This is a genomic window from Streptomyces sp. NBC_01217 (assembly GCF_035994185.1).
Lineage (GTDB): Bacteria > Actinomycetota > Actinomycetes > Streptomycetales > Streptomycetaceae > Streptomyces.
In genome coordinates this window covers 6,277,892-6,297,407 of the sequence record NZ_CP108538.1, presented here as the reverse complement: position 1 = coordinate 6,297,407, position 19,516 = coordinate 6,277,892, and the positions used below count along the sequence as shown (strand labels likewise).

Annotated in this window: 19 protein-coding genes and 1 pseudogene; 17 read left to right on the top strand and 3 right to left on the bottom strand. The window is 69.3% G+C overall.

The window, feature by feature from the left end; genetic code table 11:
• Nucleotides 1–47: 47 nt before the first annotated feature.
• On the top strand, nucleotides 48–890 hold the full coding sequence (locus OG507_RS28270) for a helix-turn-helix domain-containing protein (RefSeq protein ID WP_327369968.1): 843 nt from the start codon (nucleotides 48–50) through the stop codon (nucleotides 888–890).
• On the top strand, nucleotides 872–1,159 hold the full coding sequence (locus OG507_RS28265) for a DUF397 domain-containing protein (protein WP_327369967.1): 288 nt from the start codon (nucleotides 872–874) through the stop codon (nucleotides 1,157–1,159). The genes OG507_RS28270 and OG507_RS28265 overlap by 19 nt, the downstream gene beginning before the upstream one ends.
• Nucleotides 1,160–1,255: 96 nt before the next feature.
• On the opposite strand, the gene OG507_RS28260 is transcribed toward OG507_RS28265, so the two are convergent.
• Nucleotides 1,256–1,681 (bottom strand): DUF7144 family membrane protein, encoded by a 426-nt coding sequence (locus OG507_RS28260; protein ID WP_327369966.1) that lies wholly within the window; start codon nucleotides 1,679–1,681, stop codon nucleotides 1,256–1,258.
• 176 nt (nucleotides 1,682–1,857) lie between these two features.
• On the opposite strand from OG507_RS28260, the gene OG507_RS28255 reads away from it, so the two are divergent.
• The 3 genes from OG507_RS28255 (at nucleotide 1,858) to OG507_RS28245 (ending at nucleotide 3,009) form a co-directional block, all read left to right on the top strand.
• On the top strand, nucleotides 1,858–2,130 hold the full coding sequence (locus tag OG507_RS28255; protein WP_327369965.1) for a hypothetical protein: 273 nt from the start codon (nucleotides 1,858–1,860) through the stop codon (nucleotides 2,128–2,130).
• On the top strand, nucleotides 2,127–2,519 hold the full coding sequence (locus OG507_RS28250) for a type II toxin-antitoxin system VapC family toxin (protein ID WP_327369964.1): 393 nt from the start codon (nucleotides 2,127–2,129) through the stop codon (nucleotides 2,517–2,519). The genes OG507_RS28255 and OG507_RS28250 overlap by 4 nt, the downstream gene beginning before the upstream one ends.
• 112 nt (nucleotides 2,520–2,631) lie before the next feature.
• Complete coding sequence (locus OG507_RS28245) at nucleotides 2,632–3,009, top strand: nuclear transport factor 2 family protein (protein ID WP_274346434.1); 378 nt, start codon at nucleotides 2,632–2,634, stop codon at nucleotides 3,007–3,009.
• Between the two features lie 72 nt (nucleotides 3,010–3,081).
• Here the strand turns inward: OG507_RS28245 and OG507_RS28240 are convergent.
• Nucleotides 3,082–4,080 (bottom strand): annotated as a pseudogene (locus tag OG507_RS28240) (helix-turn-helix domain-containing protein).
• Nucleotides 4,081–4,273: 193 nt separating this feature from the next.
• Here OG507_RS28240 and OG507_RS28235 point away from each other — a divergent pair.
• Nucleotides 4,274–4,903, top strand: coding sequence for a class I SAM-dependent methyltransferase (locus OG507_RS28235; protein ID WP_327369963.1), 630 nt, complete (start codon nucleotides 4,274–4,276; stop codon nucleotides 4,901–4,903).
• Between the two features lie 25 nt (nucleotides 4,904–4,928).
• On the opposite strand, the gene OG507_RS28230 is transcribed toward OG507_RS28235, so the two are convergent.
• Entirely contained in the window at nucleotides 4,929–5,129 is a 201-nt protein-coding gene (locus tag OG507_RS28230; RefSeq protein WP_327369962.1) for a hypothetical protein, read from the bottom strand.
• Nucleotides 5,130–5,227: 98 nt separating this feature from the next.
• Here OG507_RS28230 and OG507_RS28225 point away from each other — a divergent pair, with 98 nt between their 5' ends.
• The 11 genes from OG507_RS28225 (at nucleotide 5,228) to eccCa (ending at nucleotide 19,511) form a co-directional block, all read left to right on the top strand.
• Nucleotides 5,228–5,734, top strand: coding sequence for a hypothetical protein (locus OG507_RS28225; protein ID WP_327369961.1), 507 nt, complete (start codon nucleotides 5,228–5,230; stop codon nucleotides 5,732–5,734).
• A 305-nt stretch (nucleotides 5,735–6,039) separates the two neighbouring features.
• Nucleotides 6,040–6,372 carry a hypothetical protein gene (locus tag OG507_RS28220; RefSeq protein ID WP_327369131.1) on the top strand — a complete coding sequence of 111 codons (333 nt, stop codon included), beginning with the start codon at nucleotides 6,040–6,042 and terminating at the stop codon, nucleotides 6,370–6,372.
• Between the two features lie 21 nt (nucleotides 6,373–6,393).
• Complete coding sequence (locus OG507_RS28215) at nucleotides 6,394–6,705, top strand: pore-forming ESAT-6 family protein (protein ID WP_327369130.1); 312 nt, start codon at nucleotides 6,394–6,396, stop codon at nucleotides 6,703–6,705.
• Between the two features lie 66 nt (nucleotides 6,706–6,771).
• Nucleotides 6,772–7,164, top strand: coding sequence for a DUF6507 family protein (locus tag OG507_RS28210; protein WP_327369129.1), 393 nt, complete (start codon nucleotides 6,772–6,774; stop codon nucleotides 7,162–7,164).
• Nucleotides 7,161–10,586, top strand: a complete 3,426-nt coding sequence (locus OG507_RS28205) for a hypothetical protein (protein WP_327369960.1) — start codon at nucleotides 7,161–7,163, stop codon at nucleotides 10,584–10,586. The genes OG507_RS28210 and OG507_RS28205 overlap by 4 nt, the downstream gene beginning before the upstream one ends.
• A complete protein-coding gene (locus OG507_RS28200) occupies nucleotides 10,583–11,350 on the top strand; it encodes a hypothetical protein (protein ID WP_327369959.1) in 768 nt (255 codons plus the stop codon). The genes OG507_RS28205 and OG507_RS28200 overlap by 4 nt, the downstream gene beginning before the upstream one ends.
• Before the next feature lie 34 nt (nucleotides 11,351–11,384).
• Nucleotides 11,385–12,179, top strand: coding sequence for a DUF6508 domain-containing protein (locus tag OG507_RS28195; protein WP_327369958.1), 795 nt, complete (start codon nucleotides 11,385–11,387; stop codon nucleotides 12,177–12,179).
• 210 nt (nucleotides 12,180–12,389) lie between these two features.
• Nucleotides 12,390–12,704, top strand: a complete 315-nt coding sequence (locus tag OG507_RS28190) for a hypothetical protein (RefSeq protein WP_327369957.1) — start codon at nucleotides 12,390–12,392, stop codon at nucleotides 12,702–12,704.
• 134 nt (nucleotides 12,705–12,838) lie between these two features.
• The gene (gene eccD, locus OG507_RS28185) at nucleotides 12,839–14,194 is read left to right on the top strand and encodes a type VII secretion integral membrane protein EccD (RefSeq protein WP_327369956.1); all 1,356 of its coding nucleotides are present in this window, start codon (nucleotides 12,839–12,841) and stop codon (nucleotides 14,192–14,194) included.
• 54 nt (nucleotides 14,195–14,248) lie between these two features.
• The gene (locus OG507_RS28180) at nucleotides 14,249–15,478 is read left to right on the top strand and encodes a MinD/ParA family ATP-binding protein (RefSeq protein WP_327369955.1); all 1,230 of its coding nucleotides are present in this window, start codon (nucleotides 14,249–14,251) and stop codon (nucleotides 15,476–15,478) included.
• Between the two features lie 61 nt (nucleotides 15,479–15,539).
• Nucleotides 15,540–19,511 (top strand): type VII secretion protein EccCa, encoded by a 3,972-nt coding sequence (eccCa, locus tag OG507_RS28175; RefSeq protein WP_327369954.1) that lies wholly within the window; start codon nucleotides 15,540–15,542, stop codon nucleotides 19,509–19,511.
• Nucleotides 19,512–19,516 lie beyond the last annotated feature (5 nt).

Sequence of the window (19,516 nt, the reverse complement as noted above, 5' to 3'; positions counted from 1 at the left end):
CCCGGCCGTGCGGCGGTAGTTCCACACCTTCCACGGAGGAGTACGTCATGCCGCCGAGACGGGTGGTCACGGGTCGGAGCCAGCAACCACGTCAACGGTTCGTCGAGGAGCTGCGGTTACTCCGCTCGCAGAACGGCCACAGCCTGCGCAAGCTCGGCGAGGTGCTCGGCTGGGACTGGTCGTTGTTCGGCAAGATGGAGAGCGGGGAGACCCTCGGCGGCCCGGAGGTCGTGCAGGCGCTGGACCAGCACTACGGGACGCCCGGCCTGCTGCTCACGTTGTGGGAACTCGCGGTCGGCGACCCGATCCAGTTCCGGGAGCAGTACCGCCGGTACATGACCTTGGAGGCCGAGGCGGTGAGCCTGTGGCAGTACTCCGTGAGCGCGCCACCGGGCCTGCTCCAGACAAGCAAGTACGCGCGCGAGGCGCTCGCGGCGGGCGGCACCAGGGGCGAAGAGCTGAGCCAACAGGTCGAAGCGCGCATAGGGCGACGAAAGCTGCTGGAGGGGGACGACGCACCACCGTTCCGCGTCATCCTCTCCGAGGCGGTGCTGCGCACCCAGTTGCGCGACTCCCAGGCGTGGCGGGAGCAGCTGGAGTATCTGTCCGAGGCCTCGGACCGCCCCAACATCACCCTGCATGTACTGCCGTTCAGCGCCGGTCCGCACGGCCTGATGAACACCGAAGTGTGGTTCCTGCGGCTGTCGGACGGGCGTACGGTGGCCTACACGGAGAACGACGTACGCGGTGAACTGATCGAGGAAACAGCCAGGGTCGAGCGAGTGCAGCGCAGATATGATGCGGTGCGTGACCAGGCGATGTCCCCGGTCCAGTCACGGAAGTTCATCATGCAGATGTTGGAGGAAGTACCGTGCGAGCCATCGACCTGAGCAACGTCACGTGGCGCAAGAGCAGCTACAGCAACACGGACGGCGGCGCGTGCATCGAGGTCTCCGACGACTTCCTGAGCGCCGCCGCCTGGCGCAAGTCCAGCTACAGCAACACAGACGGCGGCGAGTGCATCGAGGTGGCCGACGGCTTTCCCGCCGTCGTGCCCGTACGTGACAGCAAGAACCCGGGCGGCCCCGCGCTCATCTTCGAGTCGGCCGCCTGGTCGTCGTTCGTGACCGCCGCCAAGAGCGGGGATTTCGCCGTCTGAGCCACGCAACAGCCCCCGTACGAACCGGCCCTCGCCAAGCGGCGGGGGCCGTTGCCGTGGCTGACGGGCCCTGGCACGACTGTGTCACGCGTTGGTTCAACGTGCCTCGCGTGCGGCCGATTCGAGGCCGTGGACGATCAGACACCAGAGGACGAAGACGTCCAGGGCGATGATGAGCGTGGACCACAAGGGATAGACCGTGAAGAACAGCAGCTGCCCCAGCACGTTCAACGCGACCACGGCGACCGCCGCCTTCGTGGCCCAGCTGCGCCCTGCCATCAGGCCCAGGCTGATCAGAATCTGCAGGGCTCCGATGATCAAGTGGATCCAGCCCCAGGAGGTGAAATTGAAGATCAGGATTCCGGATCCCGCATCGACGAAGACGGCCTCCTTGAAAAGCGCGGCCAGGCCCTCGATGACGTTGAACGCACCGATCAACAGGAGCAGAATCCCGGCGAAGAAGAGCCGCGCGTTCCGGGCTGGTGCGGTGCTCGCCTGCGGCGTCGGCGCTGTGCGGCTCACGCGGCTCCCTGGGGGATGTGCGGTCGGACAGAACTGCCACCAGTTGAATCGACCCCCGCCGAAACCGCCCCCCGAGCTGCGGCGATCGGGTGACACCCCGGCCGCCCGAGCCGCCGTACCCCATCCCCCGGTCGACCCCTCTCACCAAATAACAAGAATTTTGTTAAACTCGCCGCATGGCTACCTCCCCGACTCCCGGCGAAGGCCCCGTCCGCCCGGTATCTGTCTCCCTCCACGAGGGCACCATCGCGGCCCTCAAGGCACGTACCGGCAAGCGAGGCATGTCCGCCTACGTCGAAACCCTCATCCAGCGCCAACTGGAACGCGACCGGCTGCGCGAACTCATCGAAGACGCGGAAGCCGAACACGGACCCGTCGACCAAGCTGCCGTCGAGGCCAAGCGAGCCATCCTGCGCGGCGATGCAGCCGACTCTGCGGACGCCGCGTGAGCGGCACACTCGTCCTGGACTGCGAGGGCCTGTCCAAACTCGTACAGCGCGCGCCCGAACTCACCGAGTGGCTGGCCGCCTCCGAGTCCGAAGACATCCGCGTCGTCACCAGCTCCGTCACTCTCGTCGAAGCCCGTGACCCCAGAACCAAGCAGGCCCGCTTCGACTACGCCGTCTCCTGCGTGAACATCATCCCGCCCACCGAAGCCATCGCCCGCCACGCAAGCAAGCTCCTCGCCGCGGCCGGCCTGCACGGCCACAAGTACGCCCTCGACGCGATCGTGGCCGCCACCGCACTTACCTCGCCCTCCCCCGTGACCGTCCTGACGTCGGACCCCGAGGACCTCCTCATGCTGTGCGGCCCTGGCGTCCACGTGATCAAGATCTGACGCAGTGCGAAGCCGGGCGAACCACGACCAGTGCTGTGACCGGGATGGTCCACCGTGATCGGAAGGCGGCTCGCGGAACAAGCGCACGCGCAACGGCTGGTATTACTGGGGCATGCAGGAAGAGACGGCACGCTCCGCGATCGACACGTTCATCTCCGCGTTCAACGCCTCGGACGACAGCTATGTGACTGCCCTGCTCTCCCAGGCCCTGACCTCAGACGTGGTCTTCTGGGGGCCGTTGGGTCGCAGCGAAGGAATCGCCGCGGTCGAGCAGTTCGTGCTGGACATCCGGCGCCACCCGGCGGGGACCGGCACGATGGTGCGCTGCTCAGCGGTGGACATGCCTGACGAGTGGGCCCGGTACCAGTGGGTCTTCACCACGCCGGACGGAGGCCCCCGCCTGGCGGGAACGGACGTCGTCCATCTGCGGCGGAGCCTCATCGACCAGGTCATCGTCTTTGCGGGGGAGATCGAGCCGTCCGCCTCCTGAGTCGTCCCTCTGTCGCTGTCCTTCTCGTGAACTTGTCCCTTTCGGCACTCCGGGGCTGCGGTTCGCGGTCGGTCAGGCTGCGGCGTCGAGGGGGCGTCCGCCCCTGCGGATGCCGTTCTCGCTGCGGATGCGGGCGCGTTCCTTGCGTTGGGCGGCAAGTACGTCGGGGTGGCGGGCGTTGGCGTTGCGCCAGGGTGAACTGCCGCAGCGGGCCGAAGTGGGCCTCGATCGGGTGGCCCAGGATGCGTAGGTCGGGGTGAAGCACAGCTCGACCTTGTTCTTCTTCGCCCAGCGGCGGATGTCGGCGCCGGTGTGGGCGGAGAGGTTGTCCAGGATGATGTAGATCGGGGCGCCGTCGGGTCGGGCGGCGCGGATCGACTTCAGCGCGGCCAGGGTGTTGGCGGTGCCCTTGCGGCGGCGGTTGACGCCCCACAGTCGGTCGTCGCCCACGGAGTAGCAGCCGTGGAAGTAGGTGACGCCGTGGGTGCGGCGGTAGGTCGCCGGCAGCCGGTTTGGCTCGAAGGCGAAGACCCGGTCCGGGAAGCGGTCCAGAACCTGCTCGATCCGGTCGAGCTCGGCGTCGCGATGAGGGTCGGGTGATTCCTTCCATGTCTCGGTGCGCTGGAAGGTGATGCCGCGGCGCCGGAGCAGGCACCGTAAGGCTTCACGGCCGATGCGGATGACACGTCCGTGCACTTCCCGCGGGTAGGCGGCGAGTTTGCGGATCGACCAGCGGGTGAAGGGCCGGCCGAGCCTGGTGGGGCGGGTGGTGGCCGTCCGGATGACGAAGTCCTCGTCGTCAGGGGTGAGCAGGCGGGGACGGCCGCCCGCCCACTGAGGGTCCAGGCAGGCCAGGCCGATCTCGTTGAAGCGGTGGATCACGTCGCGCACGGTGTCCTCATCGGCCTGGACCAGCTGGGCGATCACCGGCACCCGGTTTCCGCCCGCCGAAGCGAGCAGCATCATCGCCCGCCGGTAACGCACCGAACTCGTGCTGCCCCGGCGCACGATCTGCTTCAGCTTCTGCCCCTCCTTGTCGGTCGATCTGCGTACGCGGACCGGCTCAGCCACCGCGCCTCCAGCGATCGAATGGACGTCAGCGCACATCCAACCGTCACGACCACCAACCCGGCGAACCTACGCGGTCACAGCACCAGCGGTCGGCCGAGCGAGGATTCCGCCCTGTCCCGACCGGCGGTGGTCGCCGGTGGCGTATCGGATCCAGGTCCCACAGCTGCGAACGGCGGGTGTTAGCTTCCTTCCCGTGGTGGAGCACCAGGATGAGACCAGGGCGGCCTACGACGGGGTCGTCGAGCTGTATGCGTCGATGTTCGCTGATCGGCTGGAAACGCAGCCGTTCTCGCGGAACATGATCGGCACCTTCGCCGAGTTGGTGCGCGGGACGGGGAACCCGCGGACGGCCGACGTCGGCTGCGGGCCCGGACATCTGACGGCCATGCTGCACGGCCTGGGGCTGGACGCCTTCGGGCTCGACCTCTCCCCGGCCATGGTCGAGCACGCCCGGCGGGCACATCCGGCGCTGCGGTTCGACGAGGCGCGGATGGAGGCCCTGCCGGTCGAGGACGGCGCGCTCGGCGGCGTGCTGGCCCACTACTCGATGATCCACACCCCTCCCGGGGAACTGCCCGCGCTGCTCGCCGAGCAGGCGCGTGTCCTGGCACCGGGTGGCCTGCTCCTGGTCTCGTTCTTCGGGACCGACGGGCCCGAGCCGGTCCGCTTCGACCACAAGGTGACGCCCGCCTACAGCTGGCCGGCGGACCGGTTCGCCGAGTTGCTGGCCGGGGCCGGGCTAGTCACGTTCGCCCGGCTGCTCCACGACCCGGCCTCCGAGCGGGGCTTCCTCGACGCGCACTTGCTGGCCCGTCTCCCCTAGAGCATGGCCTTCGGTACTGATGGCCCTACTTGAGGGGTTGCTGACTCTTCAATGTCAGGCCCGAGCCACAGGTGATGGGGTTGCCACCCGGGCCGGCCACACTCACGCGGTAGGGGAGGGCGAGGTCACCGATCTGATTCGCCATGGCCAGGCTCGTGGTCACGCAGGCGATGTCCAGCAACTCGGCTGCTTCGTAGGCGACGATCACGATCCGGCGTTCGTCCACGCGGCGACCCTATGCCAAAGGGACCGGCACCCCAAGGTTCCAGACGTCTCATGGGGCGGCGCCTTCTCGTGGGGACCGGACGGACCAACAGTGGAGCCATGACCGACACCATCGCTTCGGGAGACCACCTGATGATCGGCTCCGCTCAGGACGACAGTGCTCCGGCCAGGGTCGGCCGGGATGGTTCAAAGACCGCCGCCTCCGGCTTTGTGAACACGCTCAAGCACCGCTGGCCCACTTGGCTCGCTCTCGCGTTGGTGGTCGCCACGTTCGCGGACGGCCTCCCGGCCCTGGAACTCCTGGCGTGGCTCCTCGCAGCCATGCCGGTCTGTTACCTGGTCTTCGGGGCGTTGCGCGGGGAGCTCCGCAGGCCGGGCGTGCTCATGCTCCAGACGGCAGGGCTGCTCGGCTTCGGTGTCCTGGCCATGGTGGCGCCGACGATCGATGACGGCCTGGGCTGGTACGTCCTGGCTGCCGGCTGGCTCGGCCACGCCGTCTGGGACTTCGCCCACCACCGGGCCAAGGCGGTCGTGCCTCGGGCGTGGGCGGAGTGGTGCTGCGTCGTCGACCTGTTCGTCGCTGCCGCGATGGTCTTCATGTCGTAGCCGCGTTCTTCCGTGCTGCACGGGTGCGCCGGAGTCTGGATGCGGGCGGCGGTGATGTCGAGCGGGGCCCGTGCGTACGGAGTGGAGATCGGCTGGAGATCCTCGGGAGGCCGACCGCGACGGGGAGGCCTCCTGGCCGCTGCGGCCGGGACAAGTGCTCCGTCGCTGCACTTCGTTACCGCAACGGGTCGTCGGCAGCTCTGTCACAGCCTGTCCACAGCCCTGAGGCACTCGATTGCTTCCGGCACCATGGAGTTGATAGGCATGGAAGAACATTTGTTTGCTCAGCTCGGCAGGGGGACTGGATGAAGTTCGACATGGGGGCGCAGGTTCTTTCGACGTTGTCGTCGAAGTCGCGTGGGTCGAGCACTGATCTGGGGACGTTGATTCGGCAGTTGGTGCAGGCTGCGCAGCCGTTGGAGGGGAAGTTCAACGGTGCGGGGCGTGCGGCGTTCGATTCGTTCAAGGGTCGGTCGGATGAGATCACGGCGGCGTTGAACGGTTCGTTGTCGGCTCTTCTGGGTGGTCAGTCGGGGATGGAGTCGGCGTTCAGTTCGGGTGATCAGGAGCAGGGTGACAACGCGCGGCAGCAGATGTCGGCGGCGAACTTCGACGCGGCGCGCTTCGGCGGCCGTTGACAGACGGGGGTTGGGTTTCTGATGGCTGGTCAGAGTGATCGTCGTTCGTACGACACGGGTGCGTCCGCGGACGCGCAGGGCAACATCCAGGTGGTGATCGCGCAGCTGGAGTCAGTGATCGCTGCGCGTGATGCCCAGGTGAAGGCGGCGATGGCGGACTTCGCGGCGGATGGTGTGGCGGATGAGTACCACGGCAAGGAGCTGCGGTGGAACCGTTCGTCGCAGGAGGTCAAGAACATCATCCAGCTGCTGAAGACGACGCTGGAGAAGAACGACGGTACGGCGCAGCACACGATCACGCGCGCGAAGGCCGCGGTCGACAACATCGGCTGACACCGGTCTGGTTGGCGTTGTGTTCGGTGTTCGGTGTTCGGTTCGTAAGTTCACGGGGGTGTTCTGATGACTGGGTGGGATCTGAAGCCGCAGGGTATTTCGGGTGTGCTGAGGACGACGGGTGAGGCGGCGGGGAAGATCCAGACGTATGCGACGGCGTACGGGGATCATCTGACGTCGGCGGCGTCGAGTGCGGGCACGATCACCGCCGAGGGCGGTGGCGAGGGCGGCGAGAAGGCCACGGGCGGGCTCGTCGCGCTCGCCTTGTCGCAGTTCGCGGAGCACACGACGTCCGATCTGAAGTACGTCGCGGCGCGGGCGGGCAAGTCCCTCCAGGGCGCGGTTGATGCGACCACCGCCTACCTCAACGGTGATCTGGAGATGGCCGCCGAGGCCCAGCGCAAGGCGCTGGGTGCGGTGGACCTGGATCCGAAGAAGCCCGGGGTGCAGGAGCGGTGATCAAGCCCGAGGCGATTCCGCAGTTCACCGGTGATCTGGGCCAGCTGGAGAAGGACCACGCAAGCCTGAAGACCGATGCCGGTCACATCCGGGACACCGGTTCCTCCGTCCACACCCACTTCCAGGGCCTGTCCGCCTACTACCAGGCGCCCGAGGCCGAGCAGCTGTTCGCGAGCACCAAGCCGGTCCAGGAGCGGGCCGACGGCTTCGCGGACGACCTGGAGAAGGTCGCCTCCTCGCTGTCGGACTACGCGACCGAGATCCGCCCCCTCGTCACCAGGCTCGCGCAGCTCAAGACGGATGCGGCGACGTTCGTGAACGCGAACAAGGACGACGACGAGTGGGAGTACGACGAGGACAAGGTCGAGGAGCACAACCAGCTCCGCGACGACATCACCGCGGCCGTCGCCGCGTTCTGGGCCGCCGAGCGCACCTGCCACAACAAGATCACCGCCCTGTTCGGCGGGACGCAGATGGTCGCCGGTGACGGCTCCGAACGCAAGGACCAGTACGGGTTCAACGCCGACGACCTCAAGAACGCCAAACTCCCCTGGGGCGACCCCGTCGAGGAGAAGCACCACGCCTGGGAAGTCGGGCACTGGGTCAAGTCGTTCGTGTGGGACGGGCTGATCGTCGACGGGGTCTGGGGCACCATCAAGGGCCTGGGCACCCTCGTCGGGTTCGGCGGCTGGGACGCCATGGGACAGGCCTGGAAGGGCCTGGCCCAGCTCGCCACCGGCCTCGTGATCACCTCGATCCCCGGCGCGGGCACCCTGTTCTGGGCCCTGCCCGACGACAAACTCCCCTCCTGGCTGCGCGACTCACGCACCGCGATGAAGGAGACCGGCAAGGCCCTGGTCGCCTGGGACGAGTGGGGCAAGAACCCCGGACGGGCCGCCGGAGCCGTCACCTTCAACGTCCTGACCACCGTCTTCACCGGAGGCGCAGGCGGCGCAGCAGCCGGAGCAGGCAAGGCCGGAGCCGTCGCCAAGGTCCTCTCCGTCGCCGGGAAGGCCGGCAAGGTCATCGACCCGATGACCTACATCGCCAAGGGCGCGGGCGCCGGACTCTCCAAGATCGGCGACATCACCAAGGGCCTCAGGGGCATCAGCAACATCGAGATCCCCAGACTCCCCGACGACGCGATCGTGCTGCCCGAGGGCTCCCTCAAACTGCCCGACGGCACCGTCCACCTCCCCGAAGGCGCAGCCATCCCCGACGGCGGCATCAAACTCCCCGACGGCAACATCAAATTCCCCGACGACGCCCCCCTCCTGCCCGAAGGCACCACCAAGCTCCCCACCCACACCGACGTACCCGTCCAGTACTTCGACCACGACGGCAACCTCCTCGACGAGAACGGCGGCATCGTCCAGCACGCCGACGACGCCCCCAAGGAAAGCTCTCCCACCGTCCCGCGCACCGACGGCACGGACCCCACCACCCCGCACACCAACTCCCCGGTCAAGGAACCGGTCCTGGTCGGTGTCGGCGCCCACACCGTCGATGTCTCGGCCCACATCGGTGACAACGCCGCCCACCTCGGCAGCGACCTCGGCAACGCCGGCCGTCTCGGCGACGACCTGCCGGGCGGTCACACGGGAGACAACCTCCCCGGCGGCCACGCGGACGACCTCGGCCACGGCCCCTCCGCAAGCCATGAACCGCCCACCGGCAGCCACCACGGCGACGGGCACGGCGGCGACGGTGGCCACGAGGACCCGGTCGGCAACGGGCACGACGGTCCCGGAAGCCACGGCCACGACGGGCCGTCCACCGGCGGCGACCACGTTCCAGGTCCCCCTCATGGCGGCGACGGCGGAGTTCCCGGCGGGGTCACCCCCGACGGTCCCCGGGGCAACCTGCCCGACGGTTCCTGGGCGGGCGAGAACGGCCTGCGGCTGGACCGGGACGCGAACGCGGCAGCCGACGACTTCATGCGCAGGTCCACCGAGGCGGAACCCCGTATCACCGAGTCGATGCAAGGCATCGCGGGCAAGGTCGACAACGGCAGGCTGATCGGCCTCGAATACCGTCTCAAGGGCGAGGATTCGCTCAAGCGCAAGCTCGCCACGGACATGCTCGAAGACGTCGGCGTGGACCCCGCTCGGGCCCTCGGCGACATCAAGGACTCCATCCGCTACACGATGGAGATACCGAGCAACGGCTACACCCACGGCGTCCAGCAGGCGATCAACGACCTACAGGCCAAGGGCTTCGAGAACGTCACGTTCAAGAACACCTGGGACTCCGCCGGCTACAAGGGCATCAATTCGACCTGGCGCGATCCGCTCAGCGGCCAGACCTTCGAGCTCCAGTTCCACACCGCGGACAGCTTCGCGGCCAAGATGGACGGCCACGTCCTGTACGAGAAGGAGCGTCTGCCCGGCGTCTCCCCGGACGAGCTGGCCGCGATCAAGGCCGAGCAGGCGGAGCTCTTCGGCAAGGTGCCGGTGCCGCACGACGCGGGCGCCATCACGATCGGCGGACGCAACGTCGACGACGTGGTGTCCGCCATCGGCAAGGACGTGGACTCGACGGCCCACGGCCTCGGGTCGGTGGGTGACGACGTCGGACGCCTGGGCGACGACGCCGCACACATCGGGGACGACGCGACGCACATCGGCGACGACGCCGCACACATCGGGGACGACGCGACGCACATCGGCGACGACGCCGCACACATCGGGGACGACGCGACGCACATCGGCGACGATGCCGCACACATCGGGGACGACGCCGCGGACGCCGGGGACGACGCGGCGGACGGAGCGCGGGCCGACGACGACGGCGGCCCGTACGCCCACGGCCCCAACGGCGGCTGGGGTGGTGCAGGCTGGGTCGAGAAACCTTCTGATTACGCGGCCGGCGTGTACGAGTCGCTTCGGGCCACGCCCAACCACATCGACGTTCCGCAGATGTCGAGGCACACCGGTGTCGACGAGTCGGTGATCCGGCAGGTGAAGACCCACATGATCCGGTCACAGCACGACGTGATCGTTCAGCCCGGCGAATGGAAGCGCGGGCGGTTCACGCCTCGCGACGACATCGCGGACCTGTGGGACGGCGCGCGTAAGGGAACTCTGGACGCGGACCAGATCAAGGAATTCAAGCACCTCATGACACATGAGTATGTGGAGAGTCGGCTGATGAAGGCTGGTCTGCCATACCTCTACGATGAGACGGGGCTGTGGCGCAAGGACTCCGACGGAACCTACGGCAGGAACTCACCGAAGAGCCTGGGCGCGGCCGGCGCGCATGACCTGTCACCGAACCCCGCGAGGGGTGGCTTCGGAACGGCATGGCAGAAACTCGGTCTGCGGCACCCCAAGACGGTTCTGGCCGATGATTTGTCGAACATCGACAGCTTCGTGAACGATGTCGTCCAGGAGTTGCGAGCGAAGGGACTGAACCTCAAGTGACTGACCATTCGTCACACGCGGTGCTGGAGCGACTGCGCGCCATCGACTGGAGCGACGATCTCAAGGCATTCGAGCACGCGAATTCGCGTGCCCTGTTGATGCGTGAGTACCTGCGCCGTGCGGCTCTGTGGGCGCGCGCGTACGGTGCCGAGCAGTCCTGGCCCTTCTTCGATATCGCGGAGCACATCGCCGAGGCGATCCGGACGCCCCCCGAGGACGCCGCCGCTCTGGAAGAAATCCTGAGCGGACTCGCCCCGGCCTCTCTCAAGATCACATGCCGGGGTGCGGTCCGGTGGGCAGCGCTCCGGCAGGCTCAGATCGAGTGGCCTGGCGATCTGCCCGATCCCTACGAGCCACTGATCCTCATGTACGAACGCGGCGGAGGGTATTTCCTTGAGGAGTTCGTCGACCTCAATGGCGCGATGATCCGGCTGGGAAACGTGGAGAGCAATCTCTCCGCCGCCCCCTTCCTCACCCTCGCCCCCGCAACCCTCGACGCCCTGGACGCCGAGGGCGAGATCACGTACTTCGCAAAGATCGACGAGCGGAACCCCAGGAGCAGCCCACGTGGCATCGTCCGGCGCCGGGTCGACGAGGGCCGCACGTATGACGAGGCGTTCACGCGCAACCTCCGCTGGGAGCCGACCGAATACCTCAGGCTGTACGAACTCGGCCACAACGAGATCGATCACGTCGAGATCACCGAGATCGAAGCCGCCGCGTTCATCGAATCGACGATGAAGAAGCTCAGCGGATCGCGATGAACCGATAGCCGGTAGGCCGGGGCAGGAGCAAGCCATGACGAACCGCGCTGACGCACCGCGTTACCGCGGCGAGACCGACAAGCCGGTCCACCACCTAACGGTCGCCAACGCCCGCGGCGAGGCGATGGGTTACCTGTGGGCCAACGACGAGGACGACGCGGCCGGATGGTGTCTGCGGCCCGCCGGTGACCGGGCCGGGTTCGGCGAAGGGCTTGAGTGGTCCACAAAGCTCAACGAGGCCAAGGCGCGCGGGCTCTCGTCCACAGCCGCGCTCGCCGAACTGGTCCGCGGCTCGGACCCGAGGTGCGTCAGCCACATCGTCCCCGGCTCCCTGACCGCGGCCCCGTCCCTGGCCGCGCTCACAGAGCTGGCCCACGTCGTGACCGAGGCCGACGACCGGCGTCTGCTGGCCCAGCTCGACCGTGAGAACACCGACGCATGGCTCCAGTTGAGGGAGGGGCTCGCCGCGCTGACCGACGAGGACCGTGACGTCCAGTGGTCCAAGGGCGGGAAGCAGCCGGACGGCACCTGGCAGATGAGCTATCCGCTCCACAGCAGGCGGCTCGAACGCGTGGTCCGGGCGCTGCCCGCTGTCGGCGCCGTGACACCCGCGTACCTCTGGCAGAGCAATCCGCCGCCCACCGTGCCGCTCGACGGCCGGATGAGCCCGGCCGACGCCGTGCGCGCGGCCACGGCCGTGGTGCGCGGGGAGCGGTTCGCGGACGGGACGATCGCCCAGGCGGCGAGGGACGGACTCATCGACGCCGTGGCCGAGTCGCTGTGTTCGTGGTACGAGACCGAGGTCGCCGGCGCCCATGAAGATCCCTGAGGAATGACGATCCCGGCGAATGCCGAATCCGCGTCGGCCGTTTTCGCCCACTCCACAACTTGTCGGCGCCGCAACCTGGGCTGTACCGCCTCCTCGCACATGCCTTATCTTGCAGGAGTTAATTGGGGGGATTCCCGTATGGTGCGCGTCGGCTGACGCGGTGACCATGACCGACGCAACATACGACCGAGGCAACGGACGACGAGACGAATGGCACGGGATTACGACAGCCAGCTTCTGGAGTCGGTGGCGGTACGCCGGCGCAGGATGCGGGACGCGCTGCTGTTCGGCGCGCAGCGGGCGCGGCGCACGGCGGACGAGCGGCTCGGGAAGGTCTTCGCGGGAATCGCCATCGCGGCCGTGCTGTGCGCGGGATGTGTCGGGTGGTCCTTTGTCCAGAACATGCTGGAGAAGCAGAAGGCCGAACAGCAGAAGCAGCAGCGCCAGGAGCAGCAGTACGAGCAGCCGGCGACGAAATCGGCACAACCGCCGAAAAATGGGGAAACAGCGAAAAATCCCCAGTAAATCAGTAACTCCAGCCAATTCAGAAAGAGTTCCCCGCAAAGGGGACGGAGAAGACGCTAGTAGCATGGGCACGCCAAGCTGCCCGACTTCTCAGCCCGACTCCTCGAACGTCGCGACGATAGGTTCCCGTAAACGTGGTGAGCACAGCAACGACTTCCCGAGCGCAGCTCAGCCGGGTGACCCTGGTCGGTGAGCGGCGCCGGGCCGACATCGTCCTGCCGTCCGATACGCCGATCGGTCAGCTGCTGCCGGACATCCTGCAGTTGCTGGACGACCGGGCCGCCGCGCGCCCGATGACACGGCAGCTGATCACGTCGGACGGCTCCGCACTGCCGCACGACAGCACCCTGTCCTCGGCCGGTATCGCGGACGGTGCCGTGCTCCGGCTCGTACGGGCGCACTCCGCGCCGCCCGCCCCGGTCGTGCACGATGTCACCGATCTGGTGGCCGACGATCTCGATCTGCAGGCCTGGCGCTGGCGTCCCGCCGCGCGCCGGACCAGTGCGGGCGTGGCGTCCGTGGTCTTCGCGGTGGTCGCCGCGCTGCTCGCCCGCCGCGTGTTCGGCCTCGAAGCGCTGACCGGCGCCCTCGTGGCCACCACGCTCGTGCTGCTGGCGGCCGGTGCTCTCATCGCCAGGATCGCGCAGGGCAACCGGGGTCTGGCGACCGCGCTCCTGCTCGCCTCCGGCAGCCTCGGTGTCGTCACCGCGTGGACCGCCGCGGATGCCTACGACTGGCCGGGGACCGCACGGCTCGCGGCCGTCGCGGGCGCGCTCGTCCTGATGCTGCTGCTGCTCGGCTACTTCTCGCCGCTCGGCCGCGGCGGGCTCATCGGTGCCGTCGCCACCACCGCGATCGTCCTGGTGTGGGAGGCCGTTGCCGCCGTCCAGGACGACCTGGCCCGGCTCGGCGCCGTCATGGCCGTCTTCTCCGTGGTGCTGCTCGGTCTGCTCCCTCGACTCGCGCTGGCGGCGTCCGGGCTCACCGCGCTCGACGACCGCCGCTCCGGCGGCGTCTCCGTCAGCCGCCACCAGGTGGGCAACGCGCTCGCGGCCACCCACCGCGGTCTGGCCCTCGCGACGGTGGTCACGGCGGTCTCCGCGGCGGCGGGCGGCTGGCTGCTCACGCTGGCCGGCAAGCCGTCCGTGTGGACCGTGGCGCTGCCCTCGCTCGTGGCCCTCGTGCTGCTCTCCCGGGCGCGGGCCTTCCCGTTGGTCGCCGAGGTCGTGGCGCTCTTCGCCGCCGCCGCGGTCCTGGTCGTACGCCTCGTCATGCTGTGGATGCAGCACGCCGGGGGCGCCGGACCGCTCGCCCTGCTGTGCCTGGCCGCGGTGCTGCCGCTGCTGGTCCTGGCGGTGCAGCCGCCCGAGCATGTGCAGGTCCGGCTGCGGCGCATGGCCGATCTGGTCGAATCCATCGGCGTGGTGGGGCTCTTCCCGCTCGCCGTCGGTGTGTTCGGCGTGTACGGACAGCTGCTCAACAAGTTCTGACGTCGACGCGCAGGTGCTCCGGGCGGGGCAGCAGGGCGGAAAAGAAGGGCAGACATGCCGAACGAAGACAACTGGCAGGGCGATGTACTGCGCGCCATGAGGGGCGGCGGCGCCCAGGAGGGCGCGCAGGGCACCGGCGCGCAAGGGCAGGGCGGTCAGCCGTACGCCGCCCCCGCACCGCACCCCGGCGTCCCCGCGCAGAACGCCCCCGCGTACGGAACACCCCAGCAGCAGGCCGCGTACCAGGAGCAGCAACAGCAGGCAGCCCAGTACCCCGGCCCCCCGGTCGCACAGCCGCAGCCCCAGCCGCAGCAGGCGCAGCAGCCCCAGAGTGCGTACACCCCCGGCGCCCGCCCCCACCGCACCCCCGACTCCCGGCCCGTCGTGGACAAGTCACTCGCCTCCGTGGGGCGCAAGGCGCGGCGTGGCGAGCCGTTCGCCGCGCGGGCCGCGCGCGCCCTGCGCGTGAGCGTGTCCTCGTCGGCCGCGCGCGAGGTGGCCAGGACCACCGCCACCGCCGAGATGCTCCAGCAGCCCGTGACGACCGGTCGGCAGATCGCCGTCACATCCATCCGGGGCGGCGCGGGCAAGTCGACCGTGGCCGCGCTGCTCGGCACCACGTACGCGCACTACCGGCAGGACCCGGTCCTGTTCGTCGAGGCCGATCCGGCGCTCGGCTCGCTGCCGCTGCGGCTCGGCGCCGAGACGCTGCGCTGGACCACCGGCGACCTGGCGGGGATCATCGAGCCGCAGATGTCGCTGCTGGACATCACCGGCTATCTCGTCCAGCTCCCGGGCAACGCCTGGCTGCTGCCCGGCAGTCAGGGCCAGATCGGCGCGATGCTGGACAGCAGGGCCTACGAGCGGGTCATGGTCTCGCTGCGCCGCTACTTCGGCGTCACCGTCGTCGACTGCGAGACGCTGCCCGCCGAGGTCGCCCGGGTCGCGCTGTCCGCCGCCCAGGCCCGTGTGCTGGCCGCGCCCGCCACGCTGGAGGGCATCACCAGCACGTACGCGGTGCTGCAGTGGATGCAGTCGCTGCCCCGGCAGGTGATCGCCGGCACGGTCGTCGTGCTCAGCGAACTCGTGCCGCACCCCGGACTCGACCTCGACGAGGCCGCCGAGAAGCTCAGGTCCACGGGGGCGGGCGTCCAGGTCCTGCCGTACGACCGGCATCTTGCGGCCGGTGGCGCGATCCGCACCGAACTCCTGGCGCACGCCACCAGAGAGGCCGCCACGCGTCTCGCCGCGGATGTGTTCCGGCTGTCCCAGCAACACCACTGACCACCGATCAGCAGCACCGCCGATCCCCGATGCCGAGCCCGACCCCGAGTGACGGACGCCGATGAGTACCCGACTGATCCACCGCCCGGCCAGGACCACCCGGCCGCCCGCCGCCTCCGAGGCGCGCACCATCGAGGCCCCGCCGAACCTGCCCGAGGGCAAGTCGGGCAACATCGCGATGTCGCTGTTGCCCGTCGCCGGTGTGATGTCGTCCGTCGTGATGATGACGGTCGTACGCAACAGTCAGTTCGCCGGGCTCGGCGCGATCATCCTCGTCGTCACCGTCATCGGCTCCGTCGCGCTCGTCTTCTCGCAGCGCGGCAAGGCCCAGCGCACCCGCCGCACCCAGCGCGAGGCCTACCTCGCCTATCTGGAGGATCTGCGCGAGGAGCTCTCCGTCGAGGAGCGCGAGCGGGCCGAGCGGGCCGATGTCCTCAACCCGCCGCCGCACGCGCTGTACGACATAGTGCGCGACCCGGCCCGGCTGTGGGAGCGCCGCCGCATGGACGGCGACTTCCTGCGGGTGCGCGTCGGCACGGGTGAGATGCCCGTACGGGATCTGAAGGTCGCCCAGCAGGGTTCGTCGGTGCTCTCGCCGCCCGACACCTTCATGCTCAACGAGGCGTCGGCGCTGATGGACCGCTTCCGTACCGGCACCGAACTGCCGCTCACCGTCCCGCTCGACCGGGTCGGCAACATCAGCGTCATCGGCCCCCGCGAGGACTGTCTGCGCGTCGCGCGCGCCCTGCTCGTCCAGACCGCGGCCACCCACGCCCCCGACGACGTCGCGATCGCCCTCGCCGTGCCCGGCGACCGGCTGGCCGACTGGGAGTGGGCCAAGTGGATGCCGCATCTGCTCGACCCCGAGCAGTTCGACGGTCCCGTCGCCGCGCGCCGCATCGCCCCCTCCGCACCCCAGCTGGCTCGCCAGATCGGCGCGGAGCTGCGCCGCCGCGCCTCGTACGCGGCCGAGGTGCGGCGCGGTCTTTCCGGCAAGGACGCGCTGTCCATGACGTCCCGGCTGCTCGTCGTCACCGACGGGCACGGCGAGGACGCCGTCGACCTGCCGCGCCCCGACGACGCGGTCGGTCTGCGCGAGATGGGTGTCAGCGTGCTGCACCTGCTCGAACACCGGGTCCAGGAGCCGGGCCATGTCAGCGTACGGATCACCGTCGACGGCGACCGGGTGGTCATCGAGGACCTGCGCGAGCAGGAGCCGATCAGCGCCCACGGCACCGTGGACGAGGTCGGCATCCCGTTCGCCGAGGGCCTGGCCCGGATGCTGGCGCCGATGCGGCTGTCCGCCGAGTCGCTCGTCGACGCCCCGCTGTCCGGTCCCGTCGACTTCGCCGATCTGCTCGGCATCGAGGACGTGGCGCAGCTCGATCTGTCGCGCCTGTGGGCGCCGCGCGGCGAACGCGCCTTCCTGCGGGTCCCGATCGGCATCAGCGACTCCCATCAGCCGGTGCTCCTCGACCTGAAGGAGTCCTCCGAGCTGGGCATGGGCCCGCACGGTCTGTGCGTGGGCGCCACCGGTTCCGGGAAGTCGGAGCTGCTGCGCACCCTGGTCCTCGCGCTGGTGGCCACGCATCCGCCGGAGGATCTCGCGCTGGTCCTCGTCGACTACAAGGGCGGTGCGACCTTCGCGCCGTTCGCGGACCTGCCGCATGTGGCCGGGGTCATCACCAACCTGGAGAACCAGGCGGGTCTCGTCGAGCGTGTCCACGCCTCGCTCGCCGGTGAGGTCAAGCGCCGCCAGCAGGTTCTGAAGGACGCCGGGAACGTCGCCGACATCGGTGACTACGCGGCGCTGCGCGCGGAGCGGCGGCCCGATCTGGACCCGCTGCCGCATCTGTTCGTCGTCATCGACGAGTTCGGTGAACTCCTCACCGCGAAGCCGGACTTCATCGATCTGTTCCTGTCGATCGGGCGCATCGGCCGGTCCATCGGTGTGCATCTGCTGCTGTCCAGCCAACGCATCGAGGGCGGCAAGCTGAAGGGCCTGGACACCTATCTCTCCTACCGGCTCGGTCTGCGTACGTTCTCCGCCGACGAGTCCCGTACGGTCCTGGACACCACGGACGCCTTCCATCTGCCGCCGCTGCCCGGGTTCGGCTATCTGAAGGTGGACACCAGCCACTACGAGCGGTTCAAGGCGAGCTATGTCTCGGGCGGCTACCGGGGCCCGGTGCAGCGCACGCAGGAGGAGGACACCGGTCCGCTCGCCCTTGAGTACGAGGCGTTCAACACCCTTGCCGAGCCGGAGAGTTCGGGCGAGGAGCCCAAGGTGCGCCGCCGTGAGACCGGGCCGACCGAGATGGGTGTCGTCGTCGACCAGCTGCGCGGCGCGGCCGGTCCGGTGCGCCGGATCTGGCTGCCTCCGCTGCCCGACGCCATCGCCCTGGACAAGGTCGCGGGTCCGCTGGACGTGGGACCGCGCGGGATGCAGCTGGCCAAGCGCCGTGGTCCGCTCCAGGTGCCGCTGGGGCTGCTCGACGACCCGACCAAGCAGTGGCAGGGCCAGTGGTATCTGGACCTGACGGTGGCGGGCGGCCACGCCGCGATCATCGGCGGCCCGCAGTCCGGCAAGACCACGCTGCTGCGCACGCTCGCCCTCGCGCTGGCGCTGACCCACACTCCGCAGGAGGTCGGCGTCTACGGCCTCGACCTGGTGGGCGGCGGTCTCCAGGCCGTGTCGGGGCTGCCGCACGTCGGCGGCGTGGCCGGGCGTGCGGACCGGGAGCGTGCGGGGCGCACCGTCGAGGAGGTGCGGGGCATGCTCGCGATCCGCGAGGAGCTGTTTCGCGAGCACGGCATCGACTCGGTGGAGCAGCTGCGCTCGCTGCACGCGGCGGGCCGGCTGCCGCAGCTGGCCTCGGCCGAGATCGTGCTGGTCATCGACGGGTTCGGCGCGCTGCGCGACGACTTCGAGGAGCTGGACGACGCCGTCGTCGACATCCTCAAGCGCGGTGGCGGCTACGGCATCCATGTCGTCGCGGGCATGCTCCGCTGGAACGATGTGCGCATCGCCACCCAGTCGAACTTCGGCACCCGTGTCGAGCTGCGGCTGAACGACCCGAGCGAGTCCAGCATCGACCGCAAGCTCGCCCAGACCCTGTCGCCGGACGAGCCGGGCCGCATCCTCACCGACGGCAAGCTCTTCGCGCAGGTCGCGCTGCCGCGTACGGACGGGCTCGCCGAAGTCTCGGACCTGGGTGCCGTCCTGGAGCACACGGCCCGTACGGTGCGCGCCACCTGGAGCGGCGAGGTCGCCCAGCCGGTGCGGATCCTGCCGCACGTCCTGGAGCCGCATCTGCTGCCGGGCCCGGTCGCCGAGCCGCGGCGGGTGCCGATCGGCCTGGACCAGACGGCGCTCGCGCCCGTCATGCTCGACCTGTTCCACCACGACCAGCATCTGCTGATCCTGGGCGACAGCGAGTGCGGCAAGACGAACCTGCTGAAGACCATCGCCGGTGGCCTCATCGAGCGCTACGGCGAGGAGGAGCTGGTCTTCGCCGTCATGGACCCGCGGCGCGGTCTGCGCGGCGCGATCCCCGAGGAGTTCCGCGGCGGTTACGCGTACAACCCCAAGATGTGCGCGGGTCTCGCCGCGGGCATCGCCACCGAGCTGGAGAAGCGGCTGCCGGACGACCGGGCGGACACCGAGGATCTGGAGCCCGGCAGCTGGGGCAGCGGTCCGCGGATCGTGATCCTCGTCGACGACTACGACGTGCTGACGACGGCGGGCCAGGCGCCGCTCGACCCGTTCCTGCCGTACATCCCCTCCGCGGTCGACATCGGGCTCCACTTCGTGCTGACGCGCCGGGTCGCGGGTGCCTCGCGCGGGATGTACGACCCGCTGGTGCTGGGGCTGCGCGAGTCGGGTGCCTCGGCGCTGCTGATGGCGGGCGACCGCAGCGAGGGCCAGTTGTTCCCCGGTGTGTACGCCGCTCAGCAGCCGGCGGGCCGCGGTGTGTTCGTCCGCAGGGGGCAGCCCAACCACCTGATCCAGACCGTGTACACCGCCGAGTGACGCAC